The organism is Janibacter endophyticus (genome assembly GCF_016888335.1).
GTDB lineage: Bacteria > Actinomycetota > Actinomycetes > Actinomycetales > Dermatophilaceae > Marihabitans > Marihabitans endophyticum.
This window is the reverse complement of record NZ_JAFEJG010000004.1, coordinates 168,144-186,715: the sequence shown is the minus strand read 5'-3', so window position 1 is coordinate 186,715 and position 18,572 is coordinate 168,144. Positions and strand designations below refer to the sequence as shown.

Below are 18,572 nucleotides of genomic sequence, written 5' to 3'. Positions count from 1 at the left end.
GGCGCGCCCGTCGTCGGGGAATGCGCCTGCCCGTCGTGCTGCCTCCCTTCCGGACTTTCACCGTCGGTCGAGGAGTTTCACCTCGTCAACCGCTCGCTGGCTGCGAGCGGGTCGCGGACTGTCACCGCCGGCTCGGAATTGCACCGACCCCGGAGCACGATGGCTCGACGGTACCCCGACCCGCGACGACGCCGCCATGACGTGCCGCACACCGGACCGTCTAGCGTGAGCGTCGTGGATCCGCACCTCATCTGCCTGGACATCGACGGCACGACGATCACTCACGACGGCACGCTGCGCCCGGCGGTCAAGGAGGCGATCGACGCGGTCCGCGCTGCGGGTCACCACGTCGTCATCGCGACCGGGCGCAGCGTCGTCGCGACGATGCCCATCGCTGAGATGCTCGACCTGCAGACCGGATGGGCCGTCTGCTCCAACGGTGCGGTGACCGTCCGGCTCGACCCCGAAGCGCCAGACGGCTGGACGGTCGACGACGACGACATCGTCACCTTCGACCCGGCACCGGTGCTCACCCGGCTGCGCACCGTGATGCCCGACGCGCTCGTCGCGGTCGAGGAGCTCGGCGTCGGGCACCGGCTCAGCGCCCCCTACCCCGAGGACGAGCTCCAGGGCGCGCAGACCGTCGTGCCGTGGGACGAGCTGCTGCGCCACCGCACGACCCGTGTGACCTTCCGCATGCCCGAGGCGACACCCGAGGAGTTCGCCGAGATCGTCGAGCAGGCGGGCCTGCACGGGGTCACGTACGCCATCGGTTTCACCGCTTGGCTCGACATCAACCCCGAGGGCGTGTCGAAGGGGTCGGCGCTGGAGATCGTCCGCCGTCGCCTCCACGTCGAGCCGCACCTCACGGTCGCCGTCGGCGACCAGCGCAACGACCTCGAGATGCTCCGCTGGGCGGCGCGCGGTGTCGCCATGGGGCAGGCCCCGGACGAGGTCAAGGCGGCTGCCGACGAGGTGACCGGCACCGTAGAGGCCGACGGGCTCGCGGAGGTCCTACGCTCGCTGGTGTGACCCAGGAAGCCCGCCGCACCGCCGACGCGATCGGTTCTCACCCGGCACTCATCGCGCTCGCCCGCGTCGGCCACGTCGTCAACGGGCTGCTGCACGTCGTCATCGCCGTCATCGCGCTCCAGGTCGCCTGGGGCGGAGGAGGCGGACAGGCCGACCAGTCGGGCGCCTTCGCGGCCCTCGCGTCGCAGCCGCTCGGCACGGTGACCCTGTGGGTCTTCGTCGTCGGCGCCGGTGCGCTGGCCCTCTGGTACCTCACCGAGGTCGTCTCGCCCCCGTCCGGGGAGAGCGAGGCGACCGACCGGGCGAAGTCGGGTGCCAAGGCCGTCGTCTACGCCGCGATCGCATGGACGGCGGTGCGCTTCGCCGCGGGATCCGGGTCGAGCGGCTCGAGCGAGGAGCAGACCCAGGGCGTGACGCAGACCCTCATGAGCTACCCGGCCGGTCAGGTCCTCGTCGCAGCCGTCGGGCTCGTCGTCATCGGTGTCGGCGCGTACTACGTCCGCAAGGGAGTCACTCACGGCTTCCTCGGCGACCTCACGAAGAACCCGGGCGTCCTCGCGACGAGCGTCGGGACCTTCGGCTACCCGGCGAAGGGGGTCGTGCTCGCCCTCGTCGGGGTCTTCTTCGTCGTCGCTGCCTGGCAGCAGGAGTCGGAGGAGGCGACCGGGCTCGACGGGGCGCTCAAGTCCCTCAAGGACCAGCCCTTCGGGCCCTACCTGCTCACCGCGGTGGCGCTCGGCATCCTCGCCTTCGGCCTGTACTGCTTCGTCCGCGCCCGCTACGCCAAGCTCGACTGAGCTACGCGCGGCTCGACCGAGGTGGTCGGGTCGGCCCCGGCTGCCGGCGCAGCCCGATGAGCAGTGCGGCCGCCGTCATCGCCGACCCGACGAGCACGCCGGCGACGACGTCGCTCGGGTAGTGCACGCCGAGGAAGATACGGTCGAGGCAGGTGAGCGCGGCGACGCTCGCCGCCCCGAGGACGAGCAGCGTGCGTGACCACGCCCGGCGGGCCAGCGGCCAGAGCAGCACGACGAGCAGGATCATCGCGATCGTGCTGTTCGTCGCGTGCCCGGAGGGATAGCTGTAGCCGAGGGAGTGCTTGATCGCCTCCTCGGGCACGGGGCGGGGACGCCCGACGATGAGCTTGCACAGGACCGCCAGACCCCACCCGACGAGCGCGACCGGCACGATCCACAGCGCCCGGCGTTGCACGAGCCCCCGGAGGGCGAGGCCGCCGGCGAGGACCGTGAGCAGCAGGTAGAGGACCCACGGCTCGGTGGCGTGCGACCAGCCGAGGAGCAGGTCGACGAGCCAGGGCCTGGCCAGCGAGAAGGTCACGGCTGCGTCGCTCACGCGCTCGTCGAGGTCGCGCACCGAGGAGCTCGCGAGGACGACCTGCTTGCCGACCCAGGCCGTGACGAGCATCGCCGCGGCCATGACGAGGAAGGCGACGAGGAGCCGCCACGGGCTGGGCCGCCGAGGCTCGAGATGTCGGGTCTGGGTGGTCGGCTCGGGCTCGTCGCTGCTCGGCATCGGTTCAGTCTGCGGCATCCTGGACCCGTCATGGCCGATCTGCACATCACCTCTCCGTCGAACCCCCGCCTCAAGGAGCTCGTCGCGCTCCGCCGACGCCGCACGCGGGAGGAGACCGGCACGACCGTGCTCGAGGGCACCGAGGAGCTCACCCTCGCGCTCGAGGCCGGGGTCACCCCCTTCGCCGTCTACCACTGCCCCGAGCTGATGCAGGACTACGGCCCCGAGGCCGTCGAGGCCGCCCGCGCCGCCGGCGCGACGGTCGTCGAGCTCTCCCGGGCGGCCTTCGACAAGGTCGCCTACCGCGAGGGTCCCGACGGTGTCCTCGCCAAGATGCCCGCCCCCGGACTCACCTGGGACGAGGTCGAGCTGCCGGCTCACCCCTTCGTCCTCCTCGTCGAAGGGGTGGAGAAGCCGGGGAACCTCGGGGCCATGCTGCGCACGGCCGACGCCGCCGGCGTCGACCTCGTCGTGGCCGCCGACTGCGTCACCGACTGGGGCAACCCCAACGTCGTGCGGGGCAGCAAGGGCACGGTCTTCTCGGTCCCCGTCGTGGCGACGACCCGCACCGAGGCATGGGCCTGGCTGGGGGAGCGGGGTATCGCCGTCGTCGCGACGACACCCGACACCGAGACGCTGCACACCGACGTCGACTACTCCGGCGCGGTCGCCGTCGCCGTCGGGTCCGAGAAGTACGGGCTCACCACCGCGGCGCTCGCCGCGTCGGACCACCGCGTGCGGATCCCCATGGTGGGACAGGCGAACTCGCTCAACGTCGCGACGTCTGCCGCGATCGTCCTCTACGAGGCAGTCCGCCAGCGTCGTCCCTGATCAGCAGGGGACGACCGCTCGTCGCAGGGGCGATTCGGTCGGAGCGCGGGGCCCGTGCCACGATGCCTCCTATGCGCGTCGACCATGTTTCTTTCGCCGCCGAGCCTGCAGGGCTGCAGGCCACCGCTGAGCGCCTCGGTGAGGCCATCGGTGTGACGCCCGTCGACGGCGGCGTCCATCCGCGCTTCGGTACGCGCAACAAGATCCTGCCGCTGGCTGACGGCCGCTACATCGAGGTCGTCGAGGTGCTCGACCACCCCGCGTCCGACAAGGCGCCCTTCGGCCAGGTCGTGCGTGCCCGCTCCGGGTCCGGCGGCGGATGGATGGGCTGGGTCATCCAGGTGGACGACCTCACCGAGGTGGAGAGCCGTCTCGGCCGCGAGTCCGTCGAGGGCTGCCGCAAGCTGCCCGACGGTCGCGTCTTCAGCTGGCGCCAGATCGGCATCAAGGGCACCCAGGCCGACCCGCAGCTGCCGTTCTTCGTGAAGTGGGACGAGGACAGCGACCACCCCAGCGCCGAGAACACCGCGGACGTGCGCATCGAGTCGCTGCTCATCGCCGGCGATCCCGCCCGGGTCCTCGACTGGCTGGGTCTGCCCGAGGCGCCGCAGGACACGGGCATCGACTACCAGTTCGTCGCCCCGCACGGCACGCCCGGCCTGCTCTCGGTCACGCTCCGCACGCCGAACGGTTCCGTCACCATCTGATGGCTGACCGACACCCGAAGGGGGCCGCCCGGATCACCCGGGCGGCCCCCTTCGCCGTGGGTCAGGCGCTGCGCAGTCGCAGGCTGTTGAGGACGACGCAGACCGAGCTGAAGGCCATCGCCGCGCCCGCGATCATCGGGTTGAGCAGCCCCGCCATCGCGAGCGGGATGGCGAGGGTGTTGTAGCCGAAGGCCCACACGAGGTTCTGCTTGATGACCTCGAGCGTGCGCCGGGAGAGGGCCATCGCCTCGGGGACCGACGCGAGGTCGTCCCGGACGAGGACGATGTCGGCGGACTCCATCGCGACGTCGGTGCCGGCACCCATCGCCAGACCGAGGTCGGCCTGGACGAGCGCGGCGGCGTCGTTGACCCCGTCGCCGACCATCGCGACGACGCGACCCTGCTCCTGCAGGGCTGCGATCTTCGCGTGCTTCTCGTGCGGTTTGACGCCAGCGACGATGTGCTCGGGGTCGATACCGACCTTCTCCGCGACGGCCCGGGCGTTGCGCTCGGTGTCACCGCTGAGCAGCCAGGCCTCGAGACCCTCGGCCCGCAGGTCGCGGATCGCCTGGGCGGAGGTCTCGCGGACGTCGTCGGTGACGGTGAGGGCGCCGCGGGCGCGGCCGTCCCAGCCGACGAGCACGGTCGTGCCCGCTCGCTCCAGGGTCGTGAGCTCGGTGGGGACCTCGTCGAAGAGCTCGGGCAGGCCGACGGTGATGAGCGTGCCCTTGACCTCGGCCTGGGCGCCGGCCCCGGGGAGGGCCTTGAAGCCGGTGGCGTCGGGGATCTTGATCCCCTTCTCCTCGGCGCGGTCGACGATGGCGCGAGCGATCGGGTGCTCGCTGCCCCGCTCGACGGCGGCGGCGGCCGCCAGGGCGGCGAAGGGGTGCAGCCCGGGCTCCGCGGCGAGGTCGGTCAGGCGGGTCTGGCCGGTGGTGATCGTCCCCGTCTTGTCCATGACGACGGTGTCGATGCTGCGGGTGTCCTCGAGGACCTGAGGGCCCTTGATGAGGATGCCCTTCTGCGCGCCGCGGGAGGTGCCGACGAGCAGGGCCGTCGGCGTCGCGAGCCCGAGGGCGCAGGGGCAGGCGATGATGAGGACGGTGATCGCGACACCGATGGCGGTCGTCGCGCTGCCCGAGCCGATCCACCAGCCGACGAAGGTCAGCAGCGCCAGCACGAGGACGACGGGCACGAAGACCGCGGAGACCCGGTCGGCGAGGCGCTGGACGTCGGCCTTGCCGGTCTGGGCCTGCTCGACGAGCCGGGTGATCGCGGCGAGCGAGGTCTCGGCGCCGACGGCGGTGGCCTCGACGACGAGCCGGCCTGAGGTGTTGATCGTGCCGGCGTTGACCGTGCTCCCGGCCTCGACGTCGACGGGGATCGACTCGCCGGTGACGACGGAGGTGTCGATGGCGCTCACTCCGTCGACGACGACGCCGTCGGTCGCGACCTTCTCGCCCGGGCGGACGACGAAGTGGTCGCCGACGCGCAGGTCGTCGATCGGGATGACGACCTCGGTGGTCGCCCGGGTGGTCGCCGAGATCCGCTGCACCGCAACGCTCTTGGCGCCGAGGTCCATGAGGCTGGTCAGTGCCGAGCGGCCCTGGTCCTTGGCCCGGGCCTCGAGCCAGCGACCGAGGAGGAGGAAGGCGGTGACGACCGCGGCCGTCTCGAAGTAGTAGTGCCCGTGCTCGCGCGGGTGCCCGTCCGGGCCGACGACGAGGGCGACGAGCGACCACAGGAAGGCTGCGCTCACGCCGATGCTCACGAGCGTGTCCATCGTCGAGGTGAGGTGCCGGGCGTTGAGCGCCGCGGCGCGGTGGAAGGGCCACGCGCACCAGAGCACGACGGGGGCCGTGAGGAGCATCTGCAGCCACGGGTTGGCGGGGAACCGCCACGGGCCCATCGCGAGGACCACGACGACGAGCGCCAGGGGAGCCGCGACGAGGAGCCGCCGGCGGAGGTCGTCGAGTCGGACGTGGGTGTGCTCCGGAGGAGCGAGGCGGCTGCCGGCGTCGAGGACGCTCGCGCCGTAGCCGCTGGCCTCGACGGTCTGGACGAGCTCGTCGGGCGTCATCGTGGCCGGGTAGGTCACGTGGGCGCGCTCGGTCGCGAGGTTGACGCTCGCGGTGACGCCGTCGAGCTTGCCGAGCCGCTTCTCGACGCGGGCGACGCACGAGGCGCACGTCATGCCGGTGATCGCGAGGTCGACCTCCTGGAGGTCGGTGACCTCCTCGGTGGTGGTCGGGGTCGTCATCAGAAGGTCACCGTGTAGCCCGCCTCGTCGACGGCCGCGGTGATGGCGTCCTGGCTGACGGGGCTGTCGGTGGTGATCGTGACGGGGGAGTCGCCGCCGGCGACGAGGTCGACGGAGACGTCGGCGACGCCGTCGATCTCCTGGAGCTCCTCGGTGACGTGCTTGACGCAGTTGCCACAGGTCATGCCCGTGACGGTGAAGGTGGTCTGCTCGCTCATGGTGATCTCCTTGGTGGGGGTGGTGGGTGGTCCCTGAGGTGCGGAGGAGCCCCGAAGCGTCAGGATCGGACGAGGCGCCCGATGGCCTGGCTGGCCTCGCGGACCTTCTCGGCGGCGGCCTCGTCGCTCTCGCGGGCGGCCTCGACGACGCAGTGGCCGACGTGGTCCTCGAGCAGGCCGAGGCTGACGGCCTGGAGGGCCTTGGTCACCGCGCTGACCTGGGTGAGGATGTCGATGCAGTAGACGTCCTCGTCGACCATCCGCTTGATGCCGCGGACCTGCCCCTCGATGCGCGCGAGGCGCTTGAGGTAGGCGTCCTTGTCGGCGCTGTAGCCGTTCATGGTGGTCATACTAGCATCAATACCCATACCCCCTACCGGTATTCCGAGAGCTGGCTCCGGCGCCCCAACGTGACGCTCGGGTACGACGACCATTGGTCCGATCGGACGCGGGCCGCGCCCCGCCGGAGCGGGGTTCTCGAGGCTGGGCGGCCGAGCAACGGTCGTCGTACCCGCGAGCAGCTTCCCTGCTACGTCGGCTGCCGGCAGGGGGCGAAGGGGTCGTCCGCCGGGTGGTCGATGGCCCACCGCATGACGCGCATCGCGGCCGCGCCGGCGACGGGACCGACCCGCGGCGCCTGCCGCCAGCGGGTCTCGTCGAGCTGGAGCATCGTCCGGGCCCAGGCAGGCGTGACGGCGAGGGCAGCATGCGCGAGCGCTGCGTAGGCGGGGCGGGCGACGAGCGGCAGGTCGGGCTCGTCGAGCACGAAGCGGATCGTCCGCACCGCCGCCTCCGTGCCCTCGAGCTCGGGCCGGTACGCGTCCATCGTCGCCTCGAGCTCGGCGACCGTCGTCGGCGCGCCGGTGAAGCCGAGCCGCTCGCTGATCGAACCCATCTGCGCGACGTAGGTATCGGCGTCCGCGTCCGACAGCGGTGACACGGCATAGGCCTGGTGGCTCACGAGGAAGGAGTGGCACTCCGCCGCGTGGACCCAGGCGAGCAGGTGCGGGTCGTTCGCCTCGTAGACGCGTCCCTGGGGGTCGGTCCCGGTGACCTGCGTGTGGATCGAGCGGATGGCCCGGATCATCGTCTCGGCGTCCTCGACGCGCGCGTAGGTCGTCGTCGCGATGAAGAGGCTGGTCCGTTGCAGCCGCCCCCAGGGGTCGCCGCGGTAGCCGGAGTGCTGGTCGACACCGGCCATCGCGAGCGGGTGCAGCGACTGCACGAAGAGCGAGCGCAGCCCGCCGATGAACATGATCGGGTCCTTGTGCACCCGCCAGATCGGGTCGTCGGGCGTGAACCAGCGCGGCCCGGCCGTGCCCCAGATCCGCTGCTCGCGCTTTGCCCGCTCGGGTCCGCCGACCCGGGACCGGACGGCCTCGGCGAGCGCGCGACGGACGTGCTCCATCGGTCCCTGGGGACCGACGGAGGAGCCTCGAAGGGAGCCTCTGACGGACATCGTCACCTCACCCGACGAAGCGGAAGAGCGGACTGTCCGGGTCGATCCGCTCGATGGTCATGGGTGCGGTCTCCATCCGGGCGAGGAGGGGCAGCAGGTCGTCAGGGGTGCCGAGCTCGATGCCGACGAGCGCCGGCCCGGTCTCGCGGTTGCTCCGCTTGACGTACTCGAAGTACGCGATGTCGTCGTCGGGTCCGAGGACCGTGTCGAGGAAGTGCCGCAGCGCCCCCGGCTCCTGGGGGAACTCGACGAGGAAGTAGTGCTTGCGCCCCTCGTGGATGAGCGCTCGCTCGACGACGTCGGCGTAGCGGGAGAGGTCGTTGTTGCCGCCCGAGACGACGGCGACGACCGTCGAGCCCGCCGCCAGACCGAGATCCGGCAGCGCCGCCACGGCCAGCGACCCCGCAGGCTCCGTGATGATCCCCTCGGTCTGGTAGAGCGCGAGCATCTCCACGCAGACGGCGCCCTCCGGCACCGTGACCACCTCGACGTCCGCAGCGGCGACGGCCGCGTAGGTGAGGTCGCCAACCCGCCGCACGGCGGCACCGTCGACGAAGCCGTCCATCTCCTCGAGGGTCACGGGACCGCCCGCCTCGAGCGCTGCGACCATCGATGGCGCACCGGCCGGCTCGACCCCGACGATGCGGGTCTGCGGGTGACGCTCGCGGAACCACGTCGCGACCCCGCCGAGCAGCCCGCCCCCGCCGACAGGGACGACGACGACGTCCGGCGCGTGGCCGAGCTCGTCGACGATCTCCGCGGCGACGGTGCCCTGCCCGGCCATGACGTCAGCAGCGTCGAAGGCGGGCACCACGGTCGCGCCGGTCTCGGCCGCGTCCCGCAGCGCCGCGTCGGCCGCGTCGTCGTAGACGTCGCCCCCCACGACGACGTCGACGCTCGGCCCGCCGATGACCGCCACGCGGTCCCGCTTCTGGCGAGGAGTGGTGCGCGGCAGGTAGATCCGCGCCGTCACCCCGAGGGCCGCGCAGGCGAAGGCCACGCCCTGGGCGTGGTTGCCCGCGGAGGCGCACACGACCCCCCTCGCCCGCTCCTCCTCGGTGAGCGACGCGATGAGGGTGTACGCGCCGCGCAGCTTGTAGGAGCGCACCGGCTGGAGGTCCTCGCGCTTGAGAAGGACGGTCGCCCCGGTCGCCTCGGACAGTCGGGGCGAGGGGCGAAGGGGGGTGCGCCGGGTGACCCCGTCGAGCAGCGATGCCGCCCGGTCGACGTCGGCGGCGGAGATGGGAGAGCTCACGCTTTCGAGGTTAGTCCTCGCGGCTCAGCGGCCCACCCGTGGTCCGCGGACGGCGAGGGCCTGAGCCACCGTCGCGGCCTGTGCGGAGGCATCCTGGGGTGGTGACGACCTACAGCGCGGAGCAGCCCGTGAGGGACGACATCGACGCGACGACGGGACCGGTGGTCCTCGCCTTCGGCACGAACTGGTGCGGCTACTGCGTCGCCGCCGAGCGCGTCGTGGCGCCGGCCCTCGCCGACCACCCGGACGTGCCCGTGGTCGCCGTCGAGGACGGCAAGGGACGGCCGCTCGGGCGCTCCTACGGGGTCAAGCTCTGGCCGACGCTCGTCTTCCTCAAGGACGGCGTCGAGGTCGACCGGGTCGTCCGGCCCACGTCCCGGGGCCCGGTCGACGAGGGTCTCGCCGCGATCACCGCGGCGGCCTGACCCCTTCGAGGCTCCTGCGTCGCACCTCAGGGGCCCTTGGGCGCTCAGCCCTGCAGGGCGGCGTCGACGACCTGCTTGGCCTCGGCCTGGACCTGGGCCAGATGCTCCGGGCCGCGGAAGGACTCGGCGTAGATCTTGTAGACGTCCTCGGTGCCCGACGGCCGCGCGGCGAACCACGCCGACTCGGTCGTCACCTTGAGCCCGCCGATGGCGGCGCCGTTGCCGGGGGCCTCGGTGAGCTTGGCCGTGATCGCCTCGCCGGCGATCTCGGTCGCCGCGACCGACGAAGGGGTGAGCGCCGCCAGCTTGGCCTTCTGCTCACGGTCGGCAGGGGCATCGATCCGGGCGTACGCCGGCTCACCATGTGCCGCCACAAGATCCGCGTAGTGCCGGCTCGGCGTGCGACCGGTTGCGGCGAGGATCTCGGAGGCGAGCAGGGCGAGGATGATCCCGTCCTTGTCCGTCGTCCAGACAGTCCCGTCCATCCGGAGGAAGGAGGCCCCGGCCGACTCCTCGCCGCCGAAGCCGACCGACCCGTCGAGCAGCCCGGGCACGAACCACTTGAAGCCGACCGGCACCTCCCACAGCTCCTTGCCGAGGTCGGAGGCGACCCGGTCGATCATCGAGCTCGACACCAGCGTCTTGCCGATCCGGCCGCTCGACCAGCCGGGACGGGCGCCGCCGTAGAGGTACTGGATCGCGACGGCGAGGTAGTGGTTGGGGTTCATCAGGCCCGCGTCCGGCGTGACGATGCCGTGCCGGTCGGAGTCCGCGTCGTTGCCGGTCGCGCTGTCGTACTCGTCCTTGCGCCCGATGAGCGAGGCCATCGCCGACGGCGAGCTGCAGTCCATCCGGATCTTGCCGTCCCAGTCGAGCGTCATGAAGCGCCACGTCGGGTCGACGAGCGGGTTGACGACGGTGAGGTCGAGCCCGTGCCGGTCGGCGATCTCGCCCCAGTACGCGACCGCGGCGCCGCCGAGCGGGTCGGCCCCGATCCGTACCCCAGCGTCCTTGATCCGTTGCAGGTCAACGACATCGGGCAGGTCGTCGACGTACGTCCCGAGGAAGTCGTAGCCCTGCGCGTGCGCCCTGGCCTTGGCGAAGGGGGTCCGCCGCACCCCGTCGAGCCCCGCCCGCAGGTAGTCGTTGGCCGCGGCCGCGATGACCTTCGTCGCGTCCGAGTCGGCCGGCCCACCGTGCGGCGGGTTGTACTTGAAGCCCCCGTCCTGCGGCGGGTTGTGCGACGGGGTGATGACGATGCCGTCGGCCAGCGCACCCCCCTTCGCGCCGAGGTCCTTGCCCCGGTTGGCCCGCAGGATCGCGTGGCTCACCGCGGGCGTCGGCGTGTAGCCGTCGCGGTCGTCGACGAGCACGGTGACGTCGTTGGCGGCGAGCACCTCGAGCGCGCTGGCCCACGCCGGCTCCGAGAGGCCGTGGGTGTCGCGGCCGACGAAGAGCGGGCCGTCGATGCCCTGGCTGCGCCGGTAGTCGACGATCGCCTGGGTCGTCGCGAGGATGTGCGCCTCGTTGAAGGAGGTCTTGAGCGAGCTGCCGCGGTGCCCGGACGTGCCGAAGGCGACCTGCTGGTCGACGTCCTCGGGGTCGGGCTGCTGCGTGTAGTAGGCCGTCACCAGGTGGGCGACGTCGACGAGGTCCTCTGGGCGTGCGGGCTGACCGGCGCGGTTCTCGCTCATGCTCCGACGCTACTCGTCGGAGGGCGGTGCGGGCGGGGGTGTTCGCTCAGAGGAGACCGTGCTCCTGCAGCTCGTCGGCGGACATCAGCCGCGACCGGATGAGGAAGCGGACCCCCTCCGGCGCCTCGACCGAGAAGCCCGACCCGCGGCCGGGGACGACGTCGACGGTGAGGTGGGTGTGCTTCCAGTACTCGTACTGGCTGGCGCTCATCCAGAACTCCACCGGGGTCGCCGACCCGGCCGACAGAGTGGCGAGGAGGACGTCGGAGTCGCCGGTCATGAACTCCCCGACGGGGTAGCACATCGGCGCCGACCCGTCGCAGCAGCCACCGGACTGGTGGAACATCAGCGGCCCGTGCCGCTGCTCCAGCCGCTCCAGCAGCTCGACCGCGCTCTCGGTGAGCTCGACCTTGTCGCTCATGACGTCCTCCTCGCTCAGACCTGTCAGAAGAAGCCCAGCTTGTCCTTGCTGTAGCTGACGAGCAGGTTCTTCGTCTGCTGGTAGTGGTCGAGCATCATCTTGTGGTTCTCCCGGCCGATGCCGGACTGCTTGTAGCCGCCGAAGGCCGCGTGCGCCGGGTACTGGTGGTAGCAGTTCGTCCACACCCGGCCGGCCTTGATCCCGCGACCCATCTCGAAGGTCGTGTGCGCGCTGCGCGACCACACCCCGGCGCCGAGGCCGTAGAGGGTGTCGTTGGCGATCTCGAGCGCCTCCGCCTGGTCGGCGAAGCTCGTGAGCGAGACGACCGGGCCGAAGATCTCCTCCTGGAAGATCCGCATCGAGTTCTTGCCCTCGAAGACCGTCGGCTGGATGTAGAAGCCGCCCGCGAGGTCGCCCTCGAGCTCGAGCTTGTCGCCGCCGGTGAGGACCTTGGCGCCCTCCTGCTTGCCGATGTCGAGGTAGCTGAGGATCTTCTCGAACTGGTCGTTGCTCGCCTGGGCACCCATCATCGTGTCGGTGTCCAGGGGGTTGCCCTGCTTGACCGCCTTGACCCGCTCGAGCGCGTCGCCGACGAAGCCGTCGTACATCGACTGCTGGACGAGCGCGCGCGACGGGCACGTGCAGATCTCGCCCTGGTTGAGGGCGAACATCGTGAACCCCTCGAGCGCCTTGTCGTAGAAGGCGTCCTTCTCGTCCGCGACGTCGCCGAAGAAGACGTTCGGGCTCTTGCCGCCGAGCTCGAGCGTCACCGGGATGATGTTCTGGCTCGCGTACTGCATGATCAGGCGGCCGGTCGTCGTCTCACCGGTGAAGGCGATCTTCGCGATCCGCGGGCTGCTCGCCAGCGGCTTGCCGGCCTCGACGCCGAAGCCGTTGACGATGTTGAGCACCCCGGCGGGCAGGACGTCTCCGATGAGCTCGGCGAGCTTGAGGATCGACCAGGGGGTCTGCTCGGCCGGCTTGAGGACGACGGCGTTGCCGGCGGCCAGGGCGGGAGCGAGCTTCCAGACCGCCATGAGGATCGGGAAGTTCCACGGGATGATCTGCCCGACGACGCCGAGCGGCTCGTGGAAGTGGTACGCGATGGTCGTCTCGTCGATCTCGGAGATCCCGCCCTCCTGCGCCCGGATCGCGCCGGCGAAGTAGCGGAAGTGGTCGACCGCGAGCGGCATGTCGGCGGCGAGGGTCTCGCGGACCGCCTTGCCGTTGTCCCACGTCTCGATGACGGCGAGGTCCTCGAGGTTGGCCTCCATGATGTCGGCGATCTTCAGCAGGGCGTTCGCGCGCTCGGTGGTGGAGGTCTTGCCCCAGGCCTCGGCGGCGGCGTGCGCGGCGTCGAGGGCGGCCTCGATGTCGTCGGCCGTGCCGCGGGCGACGCTCGTGAAGACCTGGCCGGTGACGGGGGTCGGGTTCTCGAAGTACTCGCCGCCCTTGGGGGCGACCCACTTCCCGCCGATGTAGTGGTCGTAGCGCTCCTTGACCTCGATACTGCTCTCCGAGGATCCGGGCTGGGGGTAGACGGTCATGCGTGCCTCCGGCGTCCGTGGTCGACGCGCCGTTGCGTCGACCGTTGGCGGGACGTTCGGGCCACCCAGGTTGGTCGAAGGTAGGTCGCGGTCGGCCGCGGGCGGCCCGCAGCCCGAGGAGCTCGGCGCGAAGGGGGTGCGTCGAGCCGTGCGCGTCGACCCGGGCGAGCGCGGCATCGAGGACGTCGATGTCGAAGGGGGCCGCCTCGGCGTAGCGCAGGACGGTCGCCGGATCGGGGTCGGCCAGCAGCGCCTCGCGGACGGCGACGGCGAGGTAGTCGGCCATCTCGGTCAGCCCGGGGGAGTCGGTGCCGGGCACGAGGTCGCCGCCATAGGCCTCGACGGCTGACCGCACGTCGCCGCGGCGCAACGCCTCACGCACCGTGAGGACGTCCGCGGTGGTCGGGATCTCGAGCCGGTAGGGGCGCGAGGCGAGCCGGCCGCCGAGGGCGGAGCGTAGGTGCGACACCTCGGCCTTGAGCGTGCCGAGCGAGACCTGCCGGTCGCCGTAGAGCAGGGCGTGGAGCTGCTCGAGCGAGAGGCCGTCGGGGTGCAGGCAGAGCAGGGCCAGGATCTCGGACTGGCGTCGGGTGAGCAGCACCCGGCCGCTGTCGACCCAGGCCTCGACCCGACCGAGGAGCCGGAGATGCAGTCCCGGGCCGACGGCCCGCTCGCCCTCGACGACCCCCGGCGTCGCGATGTCGAGCCGGCTCTCGAGCAACCGGGCCAGCGCCTGGGCCGTCGTGGCGCCGAGCGGGTGGGCGTGGTCCCAGGTCGTGGAGAGGTCGAGCACCCCGAGCTGGGCGCCGGTGGTCGGGTCGTGGACCGGTGCCGCCCAGCACACCCACGAGTGGATGATCGAGGCGTAGTGCTCGGCGGAGAAGACCGTGGTCGTCGCGTCGGTCCGCAGGGCGAGGTTGAGCGCGTTCGTCCCGACGCTGGACTCGTCCCAGCGGCCGGCGGCGACGAAGTTGACCGACTCGGCCTTGCGCCGCATCGCCCGGCCGCCGTAGGTCCACAGGATGCGGGTCTGCGGGTCGGTCACCGCGACGACGAGGTCGCCGTCGTCCGCGACCGACCGCAGGTCGTCGGCCAGGTCGTGCACCGCACGGCGAAGGGGGGAGGCCGCGAAGTACTCCGACGTCTCGGTCTCGTCGGCCATCGGGGCGCTGGTCACGGCGGGCGTCACTGCCGCGGTGCTGCGCCGCCAGGAGTCGAGGATCTCGGGGCGGACCTCGAGTTGCGCCGGGGCGGTGACAGGGTCCGCGGCGGAGCGGTCGACCCAGGACTCCCACGCGCGCTCGGCTGCTCGCCGACGGCCTCTGAGGCCGCCGCCGTCGGGTCGGGGCATGAGCGGTCCCCCCTTCACCTCGTCGTGGTCCACGCACGGTACCGGCGAGGGGCGACGACCCGCCAGGGTCGGGTCGCCCGATCACCGGGGCAGGCGGACCCGGACGAAGTGGGGGCGGTAGCGCCGGGGGTCCTCGAGGACCCGGTGGACGTCGATGTCGTTGGTGCTGTACGACGCGACGACTGTGCCGTCCTCGGGGAAGAGGGTCGGGTGTGCCAGGGGCATGTACCGCAACTGACCGGTGCTGCCCTGAGGGACGGCGGCCACGGCGGTGCCGGAGGACCACGGACCGGTCGGGGCGGCGGCGGTCCAGACGGTGATGTCGCTGCCGAGCAGGTCGTTGCGCTTGCTCAGCGCGTACCAGCGACCGTCGCGGGTGAAGACGCTGAGGGTCTGGGAGACCCCGTCGCGAGCAGGGATCACCTCGGTGGCGTCCGCGGCGTCGGGCGACCACGAGCTCCCGGTCCAGTAGCGCCACCGGTCCGCGTGGAGCAGGTCGTCGAGCCGGACCCGGGCGACACGCAGCGAGTACCCCCACGCCTGGTCAAGACCGGGGTTGGCGGTGCCGTAGAGGTAGAGCCAGCGGTCACGACCCTCCCCGACGAGAGCCGTCGCGCCTCCCCAGGTCGGGTTCTCGCGTCCGGGGCGGTCGGGACCGATGTCCCGGCGGTCGAGTACCTGAGGGGTGCCCCCGGGGGTCACCGCGACGACGGCCACGGACAGTCCGAGGTTCTCGAAGTCGAAGGCCCCCGAGCCAGTGGTGCGCACGCGCTGGGTGGTGATGTAGAGCAGGTCGTACCCGGTCCGGTGGTCGACGACCACCGACATCGGCCAGTAGCCGGTGCGGGGTCCCGTCCCGTCGGCGCGGTCGGGGATGAGGGCGCCGCCGCCCTCGGGGACCACCGCGCGGATGCACCGGTCATCGGTGATGAGCATCGAGTTGCGGACGCCGCCAGGACCCGCCGGACCGTCCTGGATGGTGTCGCCGAAGAGCCATACCCGACGCCCGTCCTGGAGCAGGGCGTCCGCGCCGACGTCCCCGCCGCGGAATTCTTCGGTCCCTCGCAGCTGGGTGATCCGGTTGAGGTCCGCGACCGTGCGCACGGACCCGGTCGCCACGCACGACGAGCTTGCGGCGAGCGAGGCGATCTGGGGAGCGGCGGCGACCTGGTGCGCCGGGACGACCACCGACAGGGCGAGCATCGTCACCACCGGCGGTGCCACGAGCGCGACCACGCGCACGCGCCAGCCACGCTCCCCGGCGATCTCTCGCAGGGGCGTCCCGGCCACCGGCACGGGCACGTCGTGCCGTCCCCGGACCCACCGGGACGCCACGGCGAGCAGCACCGACGTCGTCAGCCAGGACAGCACCACGGAGAGCGGGGCGAGCGCCACCGTGTCGTGCAGGCCCGCGGCGAGAGCGGTCTCGAGGCCGGCCCCGGGCACCCCCAGGCCGGAGATCGTCGACCACGGCTGGCCGACGAGCAGCGGGTCGACCCGTACGAGCACCGCCGCCCCGGTGGCGAGGAAGAGCGCGACCGACAGGCCCAGCCCCGCCCACCCGAAGAGTGCCTCGAGTGCGAGCGCGACCGCCGCAGAGGTGAGGGCCACCGTCGCGCAGGCGAGAGCCGCCGCGGCCGACCCGAGCAGCCAGAGACCGAGCAGACCGCCGACGCCGATGGTGAGGCCGGCGACGAGCAGCGAGCGACGGAGACCGTGGCGGCGGCCGCGCACGACCGGGCCGCCGTACAGGCTCGTCCCGACCGCGACGACGAAGCCGAGCAGGATCGACAACGTCACCGCGCGATAGGCGTCGGCGCGGGTCCCGTCGGCGACCGCCGGGCCGACGGTCGCGACCTCGACCTGCCGGCCGAGGCTCTGCTCCACCCTCGTGACCCGGTCCCGGACCGCCGTGTCGAGCGCGGGGTCGTTGCTGGTCGGGAGCAGCAGCCGGTCGGTGGCGCCGGTGAGGTCGACGACCAGGGCGGCCTGGGCCGAGCCGTCGGCGAGCGCGGCCCGGGCGGTCGCCTCGTCCGGGACGGCCCGCAGGGCGAAGGGGTCCCCAGGCAGGTCGTCGTAGGCGCGGACGATGCTCTCGGCCACGACCGGGTCGGCTGCGACCACCGCCGGCACGCCATGCGGGGAGAGGTCGATGCGTCCGGTGAGGACGAGGGCGGCCCAGAGCACCTCGCCGACGAGGGCGAGCGCAATGAGCGTGGTGGTCAGGGGTGGCGAGAGCTCGCGCCACCCGGGGCGTCGTCTCTCGATCACTGTCGTCTCCGTCCTGGCGGTCGTCCCCGGTCTCTCGTCCTGGCTCACCCCGCCACCGTAGGGCGTCCGGCCCGGTGCCTAGGCTCGACCCATGAGCACCGCAGCCGGCAACCTCACCTGGACCCCTGCCGCCGAGGCGGACGACCTCCTGGCCCCGCCGGTCGCGGCAGCCGCGGCCTGCACCCCCTCGGCGAAGGTGGCGCCCATCGACCCGGACCTGGCTGACACGGCCGCCTTCTGCGAGGCGTACGACTCACCCCCTTCGTCATCGGCCAACTGCGTCGTCGTCGCCGGCAGGCGCGCCGGTGAGCTGCGCTACGCCGCCGTGCTCGTCCTGGCCACCGACCGCGCCGACATCAACAACGTCATCCGCCGCCACCTCGACGTCCGCAAGGTCTCCTTCGCCCCGATGGACGAGGCGGTCGCGCTCACCGGGATGGAGTACGGCGGGATCACCCCGATCGGCCTGCCCGCGGACTGGCCCGTCCTCATCGACGAAGGGGTCGCCGCCGCCGGCGAGGTCGTCATCGGGTCCGGCATCCGGGGCAGCAAGATCCTCGTCGACGCCGCCGATCTCGTCGCCCTCCCGTCCGCCGAGGTCATCGCGCTCGCCCAGCGCTGAGCCCAGGCCTCCGGCGCCGGGGCGAAGGGGTCGACGCGGCTTTGACCTGCGGCGTGACGCTGGGGGAGGGTTGCGGCATGACGGACACCCCCCTGGCCGAGACCTTCGAGACCACGCCGATGACGGCGAAGGTCGGCTGCACCTTCGCGTACGGGACCAACCAGGTCCGCTCGGCGCTGCTGTCCTTCGCGGTCTCCGACGCCCACGCGATCCTCGACGAGACGCTGCTCGTCCACGCCGCCGGCAAGGAGGTCACCCCGACCGAGCTCCGTGGCGACCATGGCACCCGCCTGCACCTCGTCGAGGACGTGGGCACCGGGTGGCTCGAGGTGACCTACGAGGCGACCGTCGACATCACCCGGCCGACCGACGTCCCGACCGGCCTCGGCGTCGAGTACGACCGGTGGGTCTTCATGCGGCAGAGCCGCTACGCCGAGTCCGACCGGCTCGCGGCCACCGCGCTGCGCCTCTTCCCGAAGGAGCGCGGGATGGACCGGGTCAACGCCGTCGCCGGCTACGTGCACGAGCACTTCGACTACATCTCGGGCAGCTCGCGGGGCACCGACGGCGCGGTCGACACGATGCTCGCGGGGCAGGGCGTCTGCCGCGACTACGCGCACGTCGTCATCGCGCTCCTGCGCGCGCTCGGGACCCCGGCCCGGCTCGTGTCGGTCTACGCGCCGGGGCTGTCGCCGATGGACTTCCACGCCGTCGCCGAGGCGTGGGTGGACGGCGCCTGGCACATCGTCGACGCCACCCAGCTCGCGCCGCGCGAGTCGATGGTGCGCATCGCGACCGGCCGGGACGCGGCGGACACCGCCTTCCTCACGACGAGCGGCGGGATGATGCAGTTCAACCGGCAGAAGGTCTTTGCCTCGCTCGTCGAGGGTGGCCTGCCCGCCGAGGACAACGCCTCGCAGGTTCGTCTCGCCTGAGGCGCCTCGCA

General features: G+C 72.2%; 19 protein-coding genes, 1 pseudogene and 1 riboswitch. Of the genes and pseudogenes, 9 read left to right on the top strand and 11 right to left on the bottom strand.

Annotated features, from left to right (window positions below; translation table 11 throughout):
* Positions 1-31: 31 nt before the first annotated feature.
* Positions 32-162: riboswitch (FMN riboswitch) on the bottom strand.
* A 72-nt stretch (positions 163-234) separates the two neighbouring features.
* Together JNO54_RS00935 and JNO54_RS00930 are read left to right on the top strand one after the other, a co-directional pair.
* Positions 235-1,032, top strand: coding sequence for an HAD family hydrolase (locus tag JNO54_RS00935; RefSeq protein WP_307817991.1), 798 nt, complete (start codon positions 235-237; stop codon positions 1,030-1,032).
* Positions 1,029-1,829 carry a DUF1206 domain-containing protein gene (locus JNO54_RS00930; protein WP_307817990.1) on the top strand — a complete coding sequence of 267 codons (801 nt, stop codon included), beginning with the start codon at positions 1,029-1,031 and terminating at the stop codon, positions 1,827-1,829. Before JNO54_RS00935 ends, JNO54_RS00930 begins: the two co-directional genes overlap by 4 nt.
* A 1-nt stretch (position 1,830) precedes the next feature.
* On the opposite strand, the gene JNO54_RS00925 is transcribed toward JNO54_RS00930, so the two are convergent.
* Positions 1,831-2,565, bottom strand: coding sequence for a phosphatase PAP2 family protein (locus JNO54_RS00925; protein ID WP_204142199.1), 735 nt, complete (start codon positions 2,563-2,565; stop codon positions 1,831-1,833).
* 30 nt (positions 2,566-2,595) lie between these two features.
* Here JNO54_RS00925 and JNO54_RS00920 point away from each other — a divergent pair, with 30 nt between their 5' ends.
* Together JNO54_RS00920 and JNO54_RS00915 are read left to right on the top strand one after the other, a co-directional pair.
* Positions 2,596-3,396: an RNA methyltransferase gene (locus tag JNO54_RS00920; RefSeq protein ID WP_204142198.1), complete on the top strand. Its 801-nt coding sequence runs from the start codon at positions 2,596-2,598 to the stop codon at positions 3,394-3,396.
* Between the two features lie 71 nt (positions 3,397-3,467).
* On the top strand, positions 3,468-4,103 hold the full coding sequence (locus JNO54_RS00915; RefSeq protein ID WP_204142197.1) for a VOC family protein: 636 nt from the start codon (positions 3,468-3,470) through the stop codon (positions 4,101-4,103).
* Positions 4,104-4,164: 61 nt separating this feature from the next.
* Here the strand turns inward: JNO54_RS00915 and JNO54_RS00910 are convergent, their stop codons facing one another.
* The 5 genes from JNO54_RS00910 to ilvA form a co-directional block, all read right to left on the bottom strand.
* Positions 4,165-6,363: a heavy metal translocating P-type ATPase gene (locus JNO54_RS00910; protein WP_204142196.1), complete on the bottom strand. Its 2,199-nt coding sequence runs from the start codon at positions 6,361-6,363 to the stop codon at positions 4,165-4,167.
* Positions 6,363-6,581: a heavy-metal-associated domain-containing protein gene (locus tag JNO54_RS00905; protein ID WP_204142195.1), complete on the bottom strand. Its 219-nt coding sequence runs from the start codon at positions 6,579-6,581 to the stop codon at positions 6,363-6,365. The genes JNO54_RS00910 and JNO54_RS00905 overlap by 1 nt, the downstream gene beginning before the upstream one ends.
* A gap of 59 nt (positions 6,582-6,640) precedes the next feature.
* Positions 6,641-6,922 carry a metal-sensitive transcriptional regulator gene (locus JNO54_RS00900; RefSeq protein ID WP_204142194.1) on the bottom strand — a complete coding sequence of 94 codons (282 nt, stop codon included), beginning with the start codon at positions 6,920-6,922 and terminating at the stop codon, positions 6,641-6,643.
* Positions 6,923-7,110: 188 nt separating this feature from the next.
* Positions 7,111-7,989 (bottom strand): oxygenase MpaB family protein, encoded by an 879-nt coding sequence (locus JNO54_RS00895; protein ID WP_204142193.1) that lies wholly within the window; start codon positions 7,987-7,989, stop codon positions 7,111-7,113.
* A 58-nt stretch (positions 7,990-8,047) separates the two neighbouring features.
* Positions 8,048-9,295, bottom strand: a complete 1,248-nt coding sequence (gene ilvA, locus JNO54_RS00890) for a threonine ammonia-lyase IlvA (protein WP_204142192.1) — start codon at positions 9,293-9,295, stop codon at positions 8,048-8,050.
* Between the two features lie 101 nt (positions 9,296-9,396).
* Between ilvA and JNO54_RS00885 the strand changes: the two genes are divergently transcribed.
* Positions 9,397-9,720 carry a thioredoxin family protein gene (locus tag JNO54_RS00885; protein WP_307817989.1) on the top strand — a complete coding sequence of 108 codons (324 nt, stop codon included), beginning with the start codon at positions 9,397-9,399 and terminating at the stop codon, positions 9,718-9,720.
* A gap of 44 nt (positions 9,721-9,764) precedes the next feature.
* On the opposite strand, the gene pgm is transcribed toward JNO54_RS00885, so the two are convergent.
* From pgm to adh, 3 genes are read right to left on the bottom strand one after another with little or no spacing between them, the layout of a single operon-like run.
* Positions 9,765-11,414 (bottom strand): phosphoglucomutase (alpha-D-glucose-1,6-bisphosphate-dependent), encoded by a 1,650-nt coding sequence (gene pgm / locus JNO54_RS00880; protein ID WP_204142190.1) that lies wholly within the window; start codon positions 11,412-11,414, stop codon positions 9,765-9,767.
* A gap of 46 nt (positions 11,415-11,460) precedes the next feature.
* Positions 11,461-11,835, bottom strand: coding sequence for a DUF779 domain-containing protein (locus tag JNO54_RS00875; RefSeq protein WP_204142189.1), 375 nt, complete (start codon positions 11,833-11,835; stop codon positions 11,461-11,463).
* A gap of 23 nt (positions 11,836-11,858) precedes the next feature.
* Positions 11,859-13,382, bottom strand: coding sequence for an aldehyde dehydrogenase (adh, locus tag JNO54_RS00870; protein ID WP_204142188.1), 1,524 nt, complete (start codon positions 13,380-13,382; stop codon positions 11,859-11,861).
* A gap of 148 nt (positions 13,383-13,530) precedes the next feature.
* Between adh and JNO54_RS00865 the strand changes: the two genes are divergently transcribed.
* Positions 13,531-13,731 carry a hypothetical protein gene (locus JNO54_RS00865; protein WP_204142187.1) on the top strand — a complete coding sequence of 67 codons (201 nt, stop codon included), beginning with the start codon at positions 13,531-13,533 and terminating at the stop codon, positions 13,729-13,731.
* A 241-nt stretch (positions 13,732-13,972) separates the two neighbouring features.
* Complete coding sequence (locus JNO54_RS00860; RefSeq protein WP_204142186.1) at positions 13,973-14,251, top strand: hypothetical protein; 279 nt, start codon at positions 13,973-13,975, stop codon at positions 14,249-14,251.
* Here JNO54_RS00860 and JNO54_RS15130 read toward each other — a convergent pair.
* Together JNO54_RS15130 and JNO54_RS14855 are read right to left on the bottom strand one after the other, a co-directional pair.
* A pseudogene (locus JNO54_RS15130) lies at positions 14,179-14,733 on the bottom strand (transcriptional regulator); the annotation flags it as partial. The gene JNO54_RS00860 and the pseudogene JNO54_RS15130 overlap by 73 nt on opposite strands.
* 81 nt (positions 14,734-14,814) lie before the next feature.
* On the bottom strand, positions 14,815-17,004 hold the full coding sequence (locus JNO54_RS14855) for a DUF5005 domain-containing protein (RefSeq protein ID WP_204142185.1): 2,190 nt from the start codon (positions 17,002-17,004) through the stop codon (positions 14,815-14,817).
* A 91-nt stretch (positions 17,005-17,095) separates the two neighbouring features.
* Between JNO54_RS14855 and JNO54_RS00850 the strand changes: the two genes are divergently transcribed.
* Both JNO54_RS00850 and JNO54_RS00845 read left to right on the top strand, forming a co-directional pair.
* On the top strand, positions 17,096-17,626 hold the full coding sequence (locus JNO54_RS00850; protein WP_204142184.1) for a YbaK/EbsC family protein: 531 nt from the start codon (positions 17,096-17,098) through the stop codon (positions 17,624-17,626).
* Positions 17,627-17,703: 77 nt separating this feature from the next.
* Complete coding sequence (locus tag JNO54_RS00845) at positions 17,704-18,561, top strand: transglutaminase-like domain-containing protein (RefSeq protein WP_204142183.1); 858 nt, start codon at positions 17,704-17,706, stop codon at positions 18,559-18,561.
* Positions 18,562-18,572 lie beyond the last annotated feature (11 nt).